Source organism: Bacillus sp. SJ-10, from assembly GCF_002843505.1.
In the GTDB taxonomy this organism is placed as follows: domain Bacteria; phylum Bacillota; class Bacilli; order Bacillales; family Bacillaceae; genus Bacillus; species Bacillus velezensis.
On the sequence record NZ_CP025258.1, the window covers coordinates 3,680,902 to 3,695,236 of the forward strand.

The window sequence follows — 14,335 nt, forward strand, 5'->3', positions numbered from 1 at the left end:
AAAGCCTGCCTCAAGCAGACTTTGAACTGTCGTTTTGTTGGGATACGATCGATTTGCTGCCTTCTCCCCAATGTGTATTTCTATTTACGAAATATATCAGGAACCCCTTATTTGACCGTTGATGCGCTCGTTTCACTTACTCTCTGTTGCTACCCCTTAACATACCAGGCAGTATAGGCGACCGTATCCTTAGATCATCTGTAAGTGTAGGCGCTTTCAGAGTTATTATCTCAATTATATTGTTAAAAAACAAGGGTTTTTTTAACTAAAAAAATCAGAGGAAATATCTATGCTGAATGTATGATAAAGTTGAAAGGGAACATACATTCTCATATAATAAAAGAAAAAAAGCGGTGACTGTCATGTCTCTATTAAAAGATATTTATAACGAAGAATTTGCAGAAGCACTTCTGAACAGAATCAAATCGGCGTATCCGGCTTTTGAGCGGGACAAGTGCCGGGCGCTGATGTTTCAGGAAGATTGGCCCGGACTGACGTTAAAACAGCGGATGCGCCGGATCACAGACTCTTTATATGAAACACTGCCGAAGGATTACATACGGGCGCTTAACGTCTTATATGAGACAGCTCCCCGCTTCTCAGGGCTCGCCGGGATTATTTTTCCCGATTATGTCCAACAGTACGGAACGGATCACTGGGACGAATCCATGAAGGCGCTTCAGTATTTCACTCGTTTTTCCACTTCCGAATTTGCGGTCCGCCCGTATATCAGGCTTGACCGGGAGCGGATGTTCAAAGAGTTCCTTTCCTGGACGGAGCATCCGGACGAACATGTCAGAAGGCTTGCCAGCGAAGGCTCAAGACCGCGCCTCCCATGGGGAATCTCCATTCCGGCTCTTCTTGACGATCCTTCTCCGATTCTCCCTGTTCTGGACCGCTTGATGCAGGATGACTCGTTATATGTCAGAAAAAGCGTGGCGAATAACCTGAATGACATCTCCAAAACACATCCGGATCTTCTGCTACAGATCGCAGCCGAGCGGTTCGGAAGCTGTCCGCACACGAACTGGATTTTGAAGCACGCCTGCAGGACACTGTTAAAAAGAGGAGACAAACAGGCGCTTGCGGTTTTCGGGTTTGAAGACGCCTCCCGGATTTCATTGGAACGTTTTACACTGAATTCGGAAACGGCCGCCATCGGAACAAGCATACATTTTTCTTTTCAGATCCGCTCATCCGCCCGGCAAAAAGTCAGGGTTGAATACGCGATTGATTTTGTAAAGAAAAGGGGGCACCGCAGCCGCAAGGTGTTTAAGATGTCGGAGTCCGCCATGGATAACGGGGACGTAAAAACCTTCAGCAAACATCATTCCCTTAAAGATTTAACCACCCGCAAGCATTATCGGGGAATTCACACTCTGTCTATCATCATTAACGGAACGGTAAAAGGTTCGCTTGATTTTTCTGTTGAATAAAAAAACCCCTCCATTTCATAGATGGAGGGGTTTGGAGCTTATTCCGGGCTGCCGTAAAGCTCTTCAAGAGGTTTCATAATGATTTTGTTTAACTCGCCGATCAGCATGCTCATGCGCTGTTCCGCTTCCATCAGCTGAGAAATCAATTCATGCTGCTGTACGAGAGCAACCGTTTTTTGTGCCTGCTCTACCTCTTCCTGAGTGATTTCTTCACCTGACATCTGTTTCTGCTGCAGCTGCAGCTGTACATTGCGGAAGTTATCAAACATGCGTTTTGCCGATTCATCTGCGTTTACTTGATCATAAAGCCCTCTCAGACGGCTGTATTCATCACTGTTTCGCAAAGCTTTTTCAAGATCATATGCTGCATCATAAAAATGAACTGCCATAGTAACCGCTCCTTTCTTCCTTTCGGACATACCACTCCACTATAACAGACTGCGGAGCGACTTTCATCATCGGCGTATGTTTTCCTTAGAAAAGAATGACAAACAAAGCCTGAATTGCTCCGATTATCCCGCCGAGCAAACCGCCTAAATACGTTATCATCTTAAATTCTCTCTTGGAAATCGACAGCACCATTTCCTCCAGCCGTTCAACGGGAAACTGATCAACCTGCTCTTTGACCACTTCCTCAAGACGCAGCCGTTTCAGTACATCCTCCAAATGAGCGGCAATACTGCCGAGTGCCGCATCAAGCAGCTTCGGCGCGTACGTTCCCGTAATCTCCCCTTCATAACGGGAGATGATGTCACCGAGCCGGCATTCGAAAAAGGGCGCGGTTTGAAGTGCGGCCAAAGCCCGCTTTTTCATGCTGAACAGCAGATCTTTCGCATTCCACTTTTCATCGGCCTCATAAAGTGTATAAGATTTGAGCTTGCCCCATTCTTGAGAAAGCAGATCAGCCAGAAGCTTTTTCGTTTCCTCATTGCGCAAAAACTTTAACAGCTCAGGCAGCACACGGTCTGCCAAGCTTGAATTGCCGAGGAACATCTGCACCATGCTGCCGAGCATCCCCCGGGAATTCAAAAAGTCGTCAATCATATTTCCGAGCCTGTCTTTCCCTTCTTCGCTCTCAAAATAATCAATGCTCCGCTTCAGGATATAATCTGCGGCCATCGGGACTTTTTCATCCAGCTTTTCCTGAAGCTCATCAGGAAGCCAGTCTTTTATGGCGCGGTGCTCATATTTCCGGTACAGTTCCGAAAGCTTTTCATCGGTAAAACGGTCAATCCAGGCATCCGTTTTTTCCTGCGGATTCCGGATGCCCGCGGCGGCCAAAGCTTCGTGCACCGTCATCTCGGAAGCGGCCATTTTTTGCGTGAATTGTTCGGCGAAAAGAAGCGCCTGGTTTTTAACGGTATCTGATAAAAGCCGTTTTTTTATTCCTTCCGGGGTTAAAAGGTGGTTCGTCACCATGAGCCCCATTTGTTTTGCCAATTCATCCCGCCTTTTCGGGATCAGCCCCGGCGTAAACGGAACCCGTTTTCCGAACAGGTAATACGGCCGGTACGGACGAAATAACATCTGAATGGCAAGATGATTCGTCACCGCGCCGATCGCGGCTCCGATCACAATCATAAATAGAAACGTTCCTGCTATGCCCATTCCTTTTCTTCTGCCTCCATCTAATGTTCTATTTTCTTGATGATATATCTATTCGTATTATAGAGGCTGGCGTGCATGCGGGCAAATGAAGAACCTGAATTGTTGTTTGTGAGGAATAAGGCAAGATGCTGTTTCGTACTCTTTACAGTAGATCATCTTTTATGATGCGCCTTAGCATATTTATTGGATGGAAGGGCCGTTCCATCAGCGGCTTTTTGAATAAAGGGGGAGTAATAATATGACAACACTCGGTTTTATGTCTGTATCCCGCCGGCACGAAGAAGATTACGCCGGGGAATTGGCTGAAAGAGCGCCTCAATATAATGTGCGCTTAGCCCGCTTTACACCGTTTGATATATTTCCGGATTCTTTGCGCGTAAAAGCGCTCGTCTATCACCCGCAAAGCGGAAAGTGGAACGAAACGGAAATCGATATTCCCGAATATATTTACGACCGCTGTTTTTACGGAAAATCCGCTGAAGCGCAAAAAGCCAAACCGATCGTCGAATGGCTGAAAAAATATCGGAAAACGGAATTTATCGGCCGGGGGCTTCCTGATAAATGGACGGTCACGGATGCGCTCCAAAAACATCATCTGATCAGTCCCTATATTCCTGAAACGGCCGAAGTCAGCCGCTATGAACAGGTGCAATCATACTTAGCCAAGGAAAAAGCATGTATACTTAAGCCCGCTTTCGGCGCGGGAGGCAGAGGCATCATCCTGCTTGAAACAGGCAAAAAATCAATTACGGCCACTTACTATATCGGAAAAAACAAACAAACAAAATCATTTTCCAATCACGTGTCTTTTAAGTCTTGGTGCAAAAAAGTGCTGCAGCACCGCTATTTGCTTCAATCCTACTTAAATATCCAGGATAAAGAGCGGCATCCGTGCGACATCCGCATTTTCATGCGCAAAACTGAGTCAGGCGTTTGGGAAACGGTCGGAAAAGCGGTCAGAAGGGGTTATCAGAACGGTCTTTTATCTCATTTCCCCGGAGGATCTGAACCGATTAAGTTTGACACATGGTTTGAGGAAATTCCGAGAAAGCAGCAGGCCGTTTTATTGGATGATGTCTTTTCGATCACCCAATCCGTCCCTTATTTCCTTGACGAACGGTTCGGGCCGCTGTTTGAGCTGGGGCTCGATATTTGTTATGCCAAAGACGGACGCATCTGGCTTTTGGATGTCAATTCAAAGCCGGGGCGGAAAGCTATTTTAAGCGTGGCTCCGGAGGCGAAAGAGGATTTGTATACGAGTCCGCTGAGACGCTTCCGCGAACTTCAGTCACAGGAAAGCCGGAAAGGAGTATTACCGCGTGAATCATAAAGGGATGATTGTCGGCATCGATAAAAAAAGCAAAAATACGCTGTTTCTCCCCTCCTCCATGAAACGGGAAGGGCTTTTATCCGCTGCCTTCGGGACCAAGGTTGTCAAATGCCGTGTAGCCTTTTCTCAATCACTTGAAAAAAGCGCGCTCCTTTCTGAAGATTTGTTTGAGGAGCTGTTGATACCGCATAAAAGCCGGGCTGACTTTCTCATACACGGCCAGACGGTGCACATCGGTCCGCTGATCGGCGTTTTCACAGCCGGGTTCACATCATCGCCGACCCGCCCGTTAAGAGACCGCACAGACTTCTTTTCCAAGATGCTCTCTCTTCATGAACAGGCGAACGGATATTGTTTTGTTTTCGGTGCTCATCAGATCAACTGGGAAGAAGGCACCGTCCAAGCGCTGATTTATAAAGAAAACAGCTGGAAACGGACGGCCGTCCCGCTTCCGAATGTCGTATATGACAGACTCCCGAGCCGAAAAACGGAAGAAGTTCCGCTTTTACAACAGACAAAACAAAGGCTGATGAATGTCTATCAGATTCCGTGGTTTAATCCGCAATTCTTTAATAAATGGGACATTCATAAGCTTCTGGAAAAAAACAGTCTCACCGCTTCACTTCTGCCAAAATCTATCCTGCACCCGAATGCGGAAGCGTTAGAAACGTTATGCAGCACGTTTGACACCGTCTATATCAAACCTGCAGACGGCGCACTCGGAACGGGGATTTACAAGGTGGAAAAAACAGATGCCGGCTTATCTGTCAAACACACGAATGAGGAAAAAACGGTGGTGACGGCAGAGTATTCAGATGCGGCATCCTTCATGACATCATTTAAAGAAAACAATGACCCGTCCGCATTTTTAATTCAGCAAGGCATTGACCTGATCCGGCTGGATGGGCGCCCCGTCGATTTCAGGGTGCACACGAATAAAAACGCCGAGGGGAAGTGGACAGTGACGGCCATTGCGGCAAAAATTTCCGGTGAAAACAGCATCACGACGCATCTGGCAACCGGCGGAGAAGTCAGGACGTTAGCTGAATTATACGGCGATCCGCGCGAGAGAGTCGGCATGATGCGGAAACTTTCAAAAGCCGCCTTGGCGGTCAGCCGCGTGTTAAATGAGCACATTGAAGGTTTTATCGGCGAAATCGGTTTTGACCTCGGCGTCGATCATTCAGGGAAAGTTTGGATGTTTGAAGCCAATTCCCGCCCCGGGCGCAGCATTTTTTCCCATCCGAAGCTGAGATCGGTCGATTACCTGACAAAACGGAGAAATTTTGAATACGCGTCGTATTTATCAGAACGGTCCATCACCGCCCCGGAAAAACTTTGGCGGTGAGGCTGTCTTTTTTTTGGTTTACCCGGGACAGGCAATGAACGATGAGCTACAATGAACAAGATCAACATTTCCCATAAGGAGCGTGAACGTCATGATTTCGCACTTCAGCTGGAAACCGTTATTCAAAAAAGAGAAACTGCCCGGATGGCGGATTTCATTTTACTGGCAGGGTACGCATTACGAAGGGATTTACCATAAGTCCGGAGACATTGAATGGGGACACACACATCCGGGAAAAGAAGAGCCGGCTCTCGTAAAAGAGCTGCATGAATTAATGCTTTATCACATATATGACTGAAAGCTAAAAGCTCAGCCGCACCAGGCTGGGCTTTTCTTTTTCCTTCCGCTATTTACCACACCGTTTTCCGAATGAGATGCCGTTTGCTTTACCATAATACGTAGTACAAAGCGGCAAACAGCATTGGGTGAAGCCGAGCTGGCAATGGTTTTCATTCCGAAAATCATCGGCTGGTGCAATTCCAGCAAACCCAACCATACTACTTTATAAAGGAGATCATACAAATGGCAAACAACAACTCTTCAAACCAACTCGTAGTACCCGGCGCTGCTCAAGCAATCGACCAAATGAAATACGAAATTGCTTCTGAGTTCGGCGTAAACCTTGGCGGAGAAACAACTTCTCGTGCAAACGGTTCTGTCGGAGGAGAAATCACGAAACGTTTAGTATCTTTCGCACAGCAGAGCATGGGCGGCCAAGGCGTACAATAACTCAATAAATGGCTTACAGAAGGCGCGGGATACCGCGTCTTCTTTTATGCCGTCACCCTTTTTTCCTATTCCACATACCCTAGGAAAAAAGGAGGGAAAACATGTCATTCATTGCCTCAGTCAATTGGGAGCTGTTTCAGTTCGTAAGTGTCTCTTTGGTCAATGAATATGTTGCCCACCATTTCCCGTTTATTCACAGGTATTCTTTTCCCCGCTGTTTTGAATGATATAATGAGCGGCGAGGAGGTTTTTTACATGAACATCGCTTTACTCGGAGCAACGGGAAGAGTCGGACAGGCTTTTATAAAAGAAGCGCAGAAACATGGACACATGGAGATATTCGCTCTTGTCAGATCAGCCGGAACAGTCCTTCCCATTCCTGAAAAACATATCATAACAGGGAATGCGAGGCGGCGGGAAGATGTAAGCCGATTGATTTCCAAAGCGGACACAGTCGTGAGCTGTCTCGGCACGGACGGTGACGATACCCTTTCAGCCGCTATGACCCATATCATAGACGGCATGAAACGGCATCATGTTCAGCGTCTGATTACGATCGGCACCGCGGGTATCCTTCAATCACGGCTTATGCCTGATCAATACCGTTTTGAATCGGCAGAATCAAAACGAAAATCAACAAGAGCCGCAAAAGAACACGCCCGCGTATACGAGATGCTGCTGGCAGAGGATCTTGACTGGACGATCATCTGTCCCACCTATCTTCCTGACGGAGATGCTGCCGGAGTTTACCGGTTCGAACAAGATCGCCTTCCTGAAGACGGCGCTGAAATCACCGTCGGAGACACGGCGCATTTTCTGTACCGTGAGCTGATCAGCCCGCAGTTTGTCAGAAAACGGGTGGGACTGGCTTACTGAATGAAAAAAAGGGCGAATCTTTAGATTCACCCTTTCCGATTACACCGCGGACTTCGCCGTTCCTTTCTGCAATTCATACATTTGATGGTACTGCCCCTTTTGCGCCATTAATTCGTCATGGCTTCCCTTTTCAATGATGCGGCCCTTTTCCAGCACGAGAATCTGGTCTGCGTGTCTGATCGTGGAAAGCCGATGGGCGATAATAAATGTCGTACGCCCTTCTTGAACGACTTGCAGCGCTTTTTGAATGACTGCTTCTGTTTCGGTGTCAATGTGCGCCGTCGCCTCATCCAAAATTAAAATGGCCGGATCAAACACAAGCGCTCTTGCAAAAGAAATCAGCTGACGCTGGCCTGAGGACAGTGTGCCGCCTTTTTCAGTAACGGGCTCTCTGATGCCCTTTGGCAGAGATTTCAGAAGACTTGCGGCGCCGACTTGGCGAAGCGCTTCTTCCGCCTGCTCCAAAGAAATACGCTGATCATCGAGTGTCACATTGGAGCCGATCGTGCCCGAGAAAAGATACGGGTCTTGCAGCACAATGCCCATATGCGACCTCAGCTCCTGCCTCGACATGCCGTATATGCTCTGACCATCCAGCAGAATATCCCCTTTTTGAGCATCATAAAAACGGAACAGAAGATTCAGGATGGAGCTTTTGCCGGACCCCGTATGGCCGACGAGGGCGACCGTCTCCCCTTTTTCAGCTGTAAAGCTGATGTGTTTCAGCACCTCTTCTCCCTTTCGATATCCAAAAGAAACATCGCGGAATTCCACAGTTCCTTTCGCCTTTCTGTCTGCGGGAGCGCCTTCTTCTTCCGTTTCCTCCTCCTGTAAAAGCTCGAATACCCTGGCGGCAGAGACACGGGCCAATTCAAGCTTCGAAAATTGGTTGACAATTCCCGTAACCGGCTGGAATAAACGGTTTAAATAATCAACAAATGCATATAAAACGCCGATCGAAACAATACCGGCCGCACTCAGACTCGCGCCTCCGAAATACCATATCAGCCCGACAAACGCCAGATTGCGCAACACATTGACAAGACTGTGGGACATGAGAGAATTTAAGGACAGCATTTTGTTTTTGTAGCGGAAATGAGATTCATTCAATTCTTCAAATTCCTTCATCGTTTCCTTCTCTCGGCGGAACGCCTGAATAATCGGCATTCCTTGAATGGATTCGTTCATTTTCGCATTGATGTCACTGTTAATGGAACGGATTTTTTGGTTGAAGACGGATGCGTATTTGCGGTACACAACCGACCAGACCATTAAAATCGGGATAATCAGCAGGCAAACGGCGGCCAGCCTGACGTCAAGCATAAACAGCGCCGTAAAAATGCCGAGCATATAAACGCCGCTTGTGATAAATGTCGACAGCACCGTTACATATAAATCCCTGACCGCTTCTGTGTCATTCGTAATGCGGGCCACGACTTTTCCGGCAGGCAGATTATCAAAGTAGCGGATCGGCATTTTCTGAATGTGTGAAAATACATCCTGCCTCATGCGCTGTATGATCCGGTTCGCTCCCATCTGCAGCAGATAATGCTGGCCGTAATGAAAACATACGGAAAACATGAGCAGTCCCGCGTAAATGGCGGTCAGCGTCAGCAATCCTTTTATTTCGGGACGGTAAAATTGAAAAATCTCCTGTCTTGATAACGTAATGGCGGGATATGACCTGCTTTCTTTACCGTTTGATATTGTCAGCCGGCCGTCAGACACCGAACGGTTTCCGTCAAAACTGACGGGACGGTCAACAAAATAGTAGCCCGCACCGACTTGATAAATGTGCGCCTCTCCGGTTTTGTCCGCCCCCGGTTTGAGCCGGTCCTCCCTGACATAATCATGCCCCCGGAACCTGACGGCGCCCGGATCGTCCGCAGAGGCTTTAACCCATGTTTTTTCAATGCCGAGAATGTGGTCGTCAATCATTTTTTTTCCGATAAACGGGCCGGTCAGCTCAGTGCCGACCGCAATGATGAGCAGGACGACCGCCCATATCAGCAGCTTCTTATATTGAAGCGCGTAATTCCATAATCTTCTCCCGGTCTTCATGCGCCCGTCCCCCCTTCTTCAAGAGAGGACAGCTGCTGCCTCTCATATTGTTTTCGATACCAGCCGTTCTGCGCCAATAGCTCCCGGTGCGTGCCTCTTTCAGATACCCGGCCTTCATCCATGACGAGAATGAGATCTGCGTGTTCAACTGCCGAGAGCCGGTGGGTGGTGATAATCGTTGTTTTATGCCGCCGTTTTTTACGGATGCTGTCAATGATGGCGGCTTCCGTTTTCGCGTCTACGGCAGATAGCGAATCATCTAATATGAGAATGTCCGGATCGGTCAAAAGCGCTCTCGCAATTGAGATGCGCTGCTTTTGTCCGCCAGAGAGCGCTACGCCCTTCTCGCCGACAAGCGTCTCAAGCCCGTCGGAAAGCATGCCGATATCGTTTTCAAAATGCGCATCTTTCAGCGCGCTGCCGATTTCCTCTTCGTTTGCATCCTGCCGTCCGTAAAGCAGATTCTCTTTTACAGTCTTTGAAAATAAAATATGATCCTGCGGCACATAGCCGATCCACCCGCGGAGCTCCTCAAGCGGAATCTCCTGAATCGGAACGCCTGTAAACGTGATTGCTCCCGCACCGGGCGGATATTCACGCAACAGCTGCTTAATGATCGTCGTCTTTCCGCTTCCCGTCTTCCCGACGATGCCGAGTGTCTGCCCTTTCTCAACGGAAAATGACACATCGGAAACCGCCGGTCCAGCTCCGATCGGATATGTGAAAGTCACATGTTCAAAAGCAAGACGCCCGGGCTCCTTGATGCCGGCGGGGTGCTTGGGTCCTGTCACGTCAGGCTCATAGGAAAGCGTCTCATTGACACGATCCAAGGAGGCATTTCCGCGCTGCATGATATTGATTAATTCTCCGATCGCAAACATCGGCCAGATCATCATTCCGAGGTACACGTTAAACGATACCAGCTCTCCCAGCGTCAGCCGGTTTTGAAAAACGAGATAAGCGCCGTAGCCGAGACCGATGAGATAGCTGAGGCCGACGAGAAGTTTCACAGTCGGTTCAAAAAGTGAATCGATAAACGCCACTTTCATATTTTTCTCATATACATCCGCCGTCATATCACCGAACCGGCTGACATCATTTTTTTCCTGCACGAATGCCCGGATGACCCGGACGCCGGATACTGACTCCAGCACCTTGTCATTTAATGATCCGAAAGCATCCTGCGCTTCCGTAAACCGCTCATGGATCTTTTTTCCGTACAGGCTGACCGCAGCCGCCATTATCGGCAGCGGAATAATCGCGGCAAATGTCAGCTTCCAGCTGATGAGAAGCCCCATTGTCAAAAATATCGTCAGCATATACATCGTCGAATCAATGAGCGTTAAGACCCCGAAGCCCGTCGTCATACTGACGGCCTGCAAGTCATTTGTCCCCCGCGCCATTAAATCGCCCGTTCTGTATTTCTCGTAAAACGGCGGTGACATTTGAAGAAGCCTTCCCATCAGCTTTGAACGGAGAATCTTCTCCATGACATTCGCCCCGCCGAAAAGCTGATACATCCAAAAATAAGACAGTAAATAGACGGCTGCCGTTAATGCGAGAAAAACACATATGTAAAACAGCATCCCGCTTTTTGTAAACACACCCGCCTTCATATCGTCTATCGCGTTACCAAGAAGTTTAGGCGGAAACATTTCAATGACATTCACAATCAATAACAGAACAATCGCTGTCGTATAGCGCAGCCAATAGGCTCTAAAAAACCACGCGAGCTTTTTTAATACAGTAAACAAATACCGTCATCCCCTTTCATCAATCAGCCGCCCTCAAGCTTTTCCGGATTGTTTTTCATTGTTTTCGCTAATACCGCCACATGCATCACACCTGTCTTTCTTTCATTTTTTTGTATAAAAAAAGACATGAAGCCTCAGCTCCATGCCTCTTATTATTATAAATAAGGTACAGACCCGCCGTTTATGCGCGACTGCCCCGTTTTTAAGCAAATGTTCAGAAAACGGAAGCTGTATGGGAGTCACGCCGGTATTCAGCTGAAGATGAGTTGACAAGCTTTAGTTTTGACATGATCCATACCTCCTTTTTCCCTATATTGTTCCTTCATCATATAAACAAATCCTTTTTTTGTCAATGCAGGTTTTACATTTCTGCCATACGGGTATTGTAAAACAAACCTTTTTTACTGAAAGGATGAGGCCGATGTTTCACGCGGACCGGTTGATAGCAGCTTTTGACGGAAGTGATGATAGTAAAAAAGCGCTCCAAAAAGCCATAGACCTTTCAAAAACGTTTCACGCGGATTTAACGGTCGTACATTCCCACAATGCAAAAGATACCCGGACGATTGTTGATCCCCCGAGGCCGGGAGCCGGGGCAACGTATATCGGCGGCGGGATTGCAAGCGTTCCTGACCCGCTCCAGGCGGAAAGAATCTCCCCTGATCCGATGATTTATGAAGACCGTACGGAAGAAATCGTTGCGGAAGCGAGAATGCTGATGAACGACAGCCAGATTGACGGGGATATCGACATTTTAGAAGGTGATCCCGCTGATGCCATTATCGAGCATGCCGACCGTATATCGGCGGATTTGATCGTCATGGGGAGCCGGGACCAGAACAGGCTGAAAAAACTTTTATTCGGAAGCGTCAGTGAAAAACTGTCATCGAAATCCGATATTCCCGTGCTGATCGTAAAATAATTCTTTCTGTAAAGCAGCTTAATCAAAAGCTGCTTTTTTTACAGCTCCCGGCTGTTTCTTCTTTTTTTCGGCATCACAAAAAAACTCGCCATGATCAAAAAATCGATGCACAATACGACAGACCAGCCCTTTAACAGTACGCTGAGCGCTTCGGTGCGGGAAGCGTCCTGAATGAGAAATACCGTTCCGGCTAAAAGAACGCCGCCGATGACAAACGCTAATACATGTCTCCCCCACCCTTTTGCATAATGTTTGGCATAATCCAGTCCGTACCGCTTGACCGGTTTTGCCCCTTCCTTGACCACATAATAGCGGAACCGCTCATCCGCCCATTGAATCATGCTTTTCCCGAAGGCGACAGACACTCCGATATAAATGGCCGCCACCGCATGCGCCATAGTCGCCGCCGCCCCTCTGTATAAATCAGCTGCGGCCGCCAGAAACAGTACGGCATCCAATAAAGGAATGAGAGCGAAAAAAAACATTCCGAGCTTTTGCCGCCTGAATATATAGCGCGCCGCCAATCCGAAGATGACAGCCGCCCAAAACGCAGCCTCACAAATGACAATCAACCAAGCAATCGCGTTCAATCCGGTTCCCCCTTATCGTTTTCTAAAATGCATTGTATCACTGCTTTTTATTTAATACAACTGTATTACAAAATTGCAAGAAAAAATATTTCCTGTTACACTGGAACCATGCCTAAAATAATCGATCATGAAAAAAGAAGAAAACAAATAGCCGAAGCCACTTGGCGGACGATTTTGGAGCGGGGAATGGAAGGAGCGACAGTGAGAAACATCGCCCAGGAAGCGGGTCTTTCTTTAGGCGCGCTGAGGCACTATTTCACCACACAGGATGAGCTTTTAGGGTATGCGATGACACTCGTAAAAGAAAAAGCGGCCGCCAGAATTAACGAAGTTGCCATGAAAGATCTGCCGCCGAAAGAAAAAGCGGTGCGTCTGATGCTTGAAATCATCCCGACAGATGAAGAAACGATGGCTGAAATGGAGGTATGGTTCGCTTTCACAGCTTATGCCAGACATAAGGGAGAAGAGTTTCATCCCCAGCAGGACGGGATCTTGGCATATATCCGCGGCCTGATTGACTGGCTGGATGAAAATAAGCTTCTGAAACCGAATCTTGATAAAGAGATCGAAGCGGAGAAAATGTACGCCATCGCCGACGGATTGGCGCTGCATGCCATGCTTGAACCTGATCGTCTTTCAAAAGAGAAGATCTCCCGTGTGCTCGTTCAGCATATCGAATCTCTTTTTATCTGACTGAAGCAAAAAGGCCGGATGTGTTCCGGCCTTTTTTTCAGCTTATGACTGAACGCCGAGCTCCTGCTGAATGTGCGACTGAAAAGCCTCCTGAATCGTTTTGGCTACAGGTCCCGGCGCGCCGCTTCCGACCGGTTTTCCGTCAAGGGTTACGATCGGGATTAATTCAGCCGTCGTTGACGAGATGAAAATTTCATCCGCATCCCTGAGTTCGTCTTCGGTAAGAGCCTTCTCCCGCACCTCAATCCCGTTTTCTTTCATCAGCTCTAACAGTTTCATCCGCGTAATGCCGTTTAAAATCAGCTCATTTGCAGGATGCGTCCGGACAGTGCCGTTTATGACGGCGTATACATTGGAAGAGGTTCCTTCCGTAACCGCTCCGTCCCTTATCAGCACCGCTTCATAAGCGCCTGCTTCATAGGCTTTTTGTTTAATCATCACATTATACAGTAAATTCAGACTCTTAATGTCACACCTCAGCCAGCGTTTGTCTTCCGCCGTTATGGCCTGCGCTCCGGCTTTTTGTTCATTTTCCGGTTTTTTCACTGAAAAGGTGTATGCCGTCGTCTGCGGTTCCAATCCTTCGTCATACTGGTGCTTCCGCGGCGCCTTCCCTCTCGTCGTCTGTATATAGACCCCGCCGTCAATGAGTTTGTTTTCCTGTACGAGCTTTTGCAGATCCCATTCTATGTCCTCTGCGGAGAACGGCAGGGTGATGCCGATTTCTGCGGCGCTTCTGAAAAGACGGACGATATGCTCACGCAGACCGAATAAGGCGCCGTTATACACTCTGATGACCTCATACACACCGTCACCGAATTGATATCCGCGGTCCTCAATATCAACTGCCGCTTCTTCACGATCAATCAACTGGCCGTTTACTAATGTCTTCATGTAAACCCTCCTAATCGTTATCTGCCGTGATGTACATTCTCAGCTGTTATTGTCAACTATTCTATCATACTGAACGAGCCGGCTGCGGAGTTTA

15 protein-coding genes are annotated in these 14,335 nt (G+C 47.9%); 9 read left to right on the plus strand and 6 right to left on the minus strand.

Annotated elements, in window-relative coordinates:
* Positions 1-296: 296 nt before the first annotated feature.
* A complete protein-coding gene (locus tag CXL14_RS18170) occupies positions 297-1,436 on the plus strand; it encodes a DNA alkylation repair protein (protein ID WP_014720938.1) in 1,140 nt (379 codons plus the stop codon).
* Positions 1,437-1,474: 38 nt separating this feature from the next.
* On the opposite strand, the gene CXL14_RS18175 is transcribed toward CXL14_RS18170, so the two are convergent.
* Complete coding sequence (locus CXL14_RS18175; protein ID WP_014720937.1) at positions 1,475-1,825, minus strand: YlbF/YmcA family competence regulator; 351 nt, start codon at positions 1,823-1,825, stop codon at positions 1,475-1,477.
* Positions 1,826-1,910: 85 nt separating this feature from the next.
* Positions 1,911-3,044 (minus strand): DUF445 domain-containing protein, encoded by a 1,134-nt coding sequence (locus CXL14_RS18180; RefSeq protein WP_014417318.1) that lies wholly within the window; start codon positions 3,042-3,044, stop codon positions 1,911-1,913.
* Between the two features lie 238 nt (positions 3,045-3,282).
* Between CXL14_RS18180 and CXL14_RS18185 the strand changes: the two genes are divergently transcribed.
* From CXL14_RS18185 to CXL14_RS18210, 6 genes are all read left to right on the plus strand, one after another.
* On the plus strand, positions 3,283-4,374 hold the full coding sequence (locus CXL14_RS18185; RefSeq protein ID WP_014417317.1) for a YheC/YheD family endospore coat-associated protein: 1,092 nt from the start codon (positions 3,283-3,285) through the stop codon (positions 4,372-4,374).
* On the plus strand, positions 4,364-5,722 hold the full coding sequence (locus tag CXL14_RS18190; protein ID WP_014417316.1) for a YheC/YheD family endospore coat-associated protein: 1,359 nt from the start codon (positions 4,364-4,366) through the stop codon (positions 5,720-5,722). Before CXL14_RS18185 ends, CXL14_RS18190 begins: the two co-directional genes overlap by 11 nt.
* Before the next feature lie 82 nt (positions 5,723-5,804).
* Positions 5,805-6,020 carry a YheE family protein gene (locus tag CXL14_RS18195; RefSeq protein WP_012117190.1) on the plus strand — a complete coding sequence of 72 codons (216 nt, stop codon included), beginning with the start codon at positions 5,805-5,807 and terminating at the stop codon, positions 6,018-6,020.
* Positions 6,021-6,244: 224 nt separating this feature from the next.
* On the plus strand, positions 6,245-6,451 hold the full coding sequence (locus CXL14_RS18205) for an alpha/beta-type small acid-soluble spore protein (protein WP_014417315.1): 207 nt from the start codon (positions 6,245-6,247) through the stop codon (positions 6,449-6,451).
* Between the two features lie 101 nt (positions 6,452-6,552).
* Complete coding sequence (locus CXL14_RS20465) at positions 6,553-6,678, plus strand: hypothetical protein (protein WP_007610363.1); 126 nt, start codon at positions 6,553-6,555, stop codon at positions 6,676-6,678.
* Between the two features lie 28 nt (positions 6,679-6,706).
* The gene (locus CXL14_RS18210; RefSeq protein ID WP_014417314.1) at positions 6,707-7,327 is read left to right on the plus strand and encodes an NAD(P)-dependent oxidoreductase; all 621 of its coding nucleotides are present in this window, start codon (positions 6,707-6,709) and stop codon (positions 7,325-7,327) included.
* Between the two features lie 39 nt (positions 7,328-7,366).
* On the opposite strand, the gene CXL14_RS18215 is transcribed toward CXL14_RS18210, so the two are convergent.
* Together CXL14_RS18215 and CXL14_RS18220 are read right to left on the minus strand one after the other, a co-directional pair.
* Complete coding sequence (locus CXL14_RS18215; RefSeq protein WP_014417313.1) at positions 7,367-9,388, minus strand: multidrug resistance ABC transporter ATP-binding protein/permease BmrD; 2,022 nt, start codon at positions 9,386-9,388, stop codon at positions 7,367-7,369.
* Positions 9,385-11,142, minus strand: coding sequence for a multidrug ABC transporter ATP-binding protein BmrC (locus CXL14_RS18220; protein WP_014417312.1), 1,758 nt, complete (start codon positions 11,140-11,142; stop codon positions 9,385-9,387). The genes CXL14_RS18215 and CXL14_RS18220 overlap by 4 nt, the downstream gene beginning before the upstream one ends.
* A gap of 421 nt (positions 11,143-11,563) precedes the next feature.
* Between CXL14_RS18220 and CXL14_RS18225 the strand changes: the two genes are divergently transcribed.
* The gene (locus tag CXL14_RS18225; protein ID WP_007409250.1) at positions 11,564-12,064 is read left to right on the plus strand and encodes a universal stress protein; all 501 of its coding nucleotides are present in this window, start codon (positions 11,564-11,566) and stop codon (positions 12,062-12,064) included.
* A gap of 38 nt (positions 12,065-12,102) precedes the next feature.
* Here CXL14_RS18225 and CXL14_RS18230 read toward each other — a convergent pair whose 3' ends face one another.
* Complete coding sequence (locus CXL14_RS18230) at positions 12,103-12,654, minus strand: hypothetical protein (protein ID WP_014417310.1); 552 nt, start codon at positions 12,652-12,654, stop codon at positions 12,103-12,105.
* Positions 12,655-12,762: 108 nt separating this feature from the next.
* Here CXL14_RS18230 and CXL14_RS18235 point away from each other — a divergent pair, with 108 nt between their 5' ends.
* A complete protein-coding gene (locus tag CXL14_RS18235; RefSeq protein ID WP_014720932.1) occupies positions 12,763-13,347 on the plus strand; it encodes a TetR/AcrR family transcriptional regulator in 585 nt (194 codons plus the stop codon).
* A 42-nt stretch (positions 13,348-13,389) separates the two neighbouring features.
* On the opposite strand, the gene dat is transcribed toward CXL14_RS18235, so the two are convergent.
* A complete protein-coding gene (gene dat / locus CXL14_RS18240; RefSeq protein WP_014417308.1) occupies positions 13,390-14,241 on the minus strand; it encodes a D-amino-acid transaminase in 852 nt (283 codons plus the stop codon).
* Positions 14,242-14,335 lie beyond the last annotated feature (94 nt).

Bases quoted from the DNA above. Each gene is read 5' to 3' on its own strand.
- CXL14_RS18170 (WP_014720938.1), top strand. From the start codon at position 297: ATGTATGATAAAGTTGAAAGGGAACATACATTCTCATATAATAAAAGA.
- CXL14_RS18175 (WP_014720937.1), bottom strand. From the start codon at position 1,825: ATGGCAGTTCATTTTTATGATGCAGCATATGATCTTGAAAAAGCTTTG.
- CXL14_RS18180 (WP_014417318.1), bottom strand. From the start codon at position 3,044: ATGGGCATAGCAGGAACGTTTCTATTTATGATTGTGATCGGAGCCGCG.
- CXL14_RS18185 (WP_014417317.1), top strand. From the start codon at position 3,283: ATGACAACACTCGGTTTTATGTCTGTATCCCGCCGGCACGAAGAAGAT.
- CXL14_RS18205 (WP_014417315.1), top strand. From the start codon at position 6,245: ATGGCAAACAACAACTCTTCAAACCAACTCGTAGTACCCGGCGCTGCT.
- CXL14_RS20465 (WP_007610363.1), top strand. From the start codon at position 6,553: ATGTCATTCATTGCCTCAGTCAATTGGGAGCTGTTTCAGTTCGTAAGT.
- CXL14_RS18210 (WP_014417314.1), top strand. From the start codon at position 6,707: ATGAACATCGCTTTACTCGGAGCAACGGGAAGAGTCGGACAGGCTTTT.
- CXL14_RS18215 (WP_014417313.1), bottom strand. From the start codon at position 9,388: ATGAAGACCGGGAGAAGATTATGGAATTACGCGCTTCAATATAAGAAG.
- CXL14_RS18225 (WP_007409250.1), top strand. From the start codon at position 11,564: ATGTTTCACGCGGACCGGTTGATAGCAGCTTTTGACGGAAGTGATGAT.
- CXL14_RS18235 (WP_014720932.1), top strand. From the start codon at position 12,763: ATGCCTAAAATAATCGATCATGAAAAAAGAAGAAAACAAATAGCCGAA.
- dat (WP_014417308.1), bottom strand. From the start codon at position 14,241: ATGAAGACATTAGTAAACGGCCAGTTGATTGATCGTGAAGAAGCGGCA.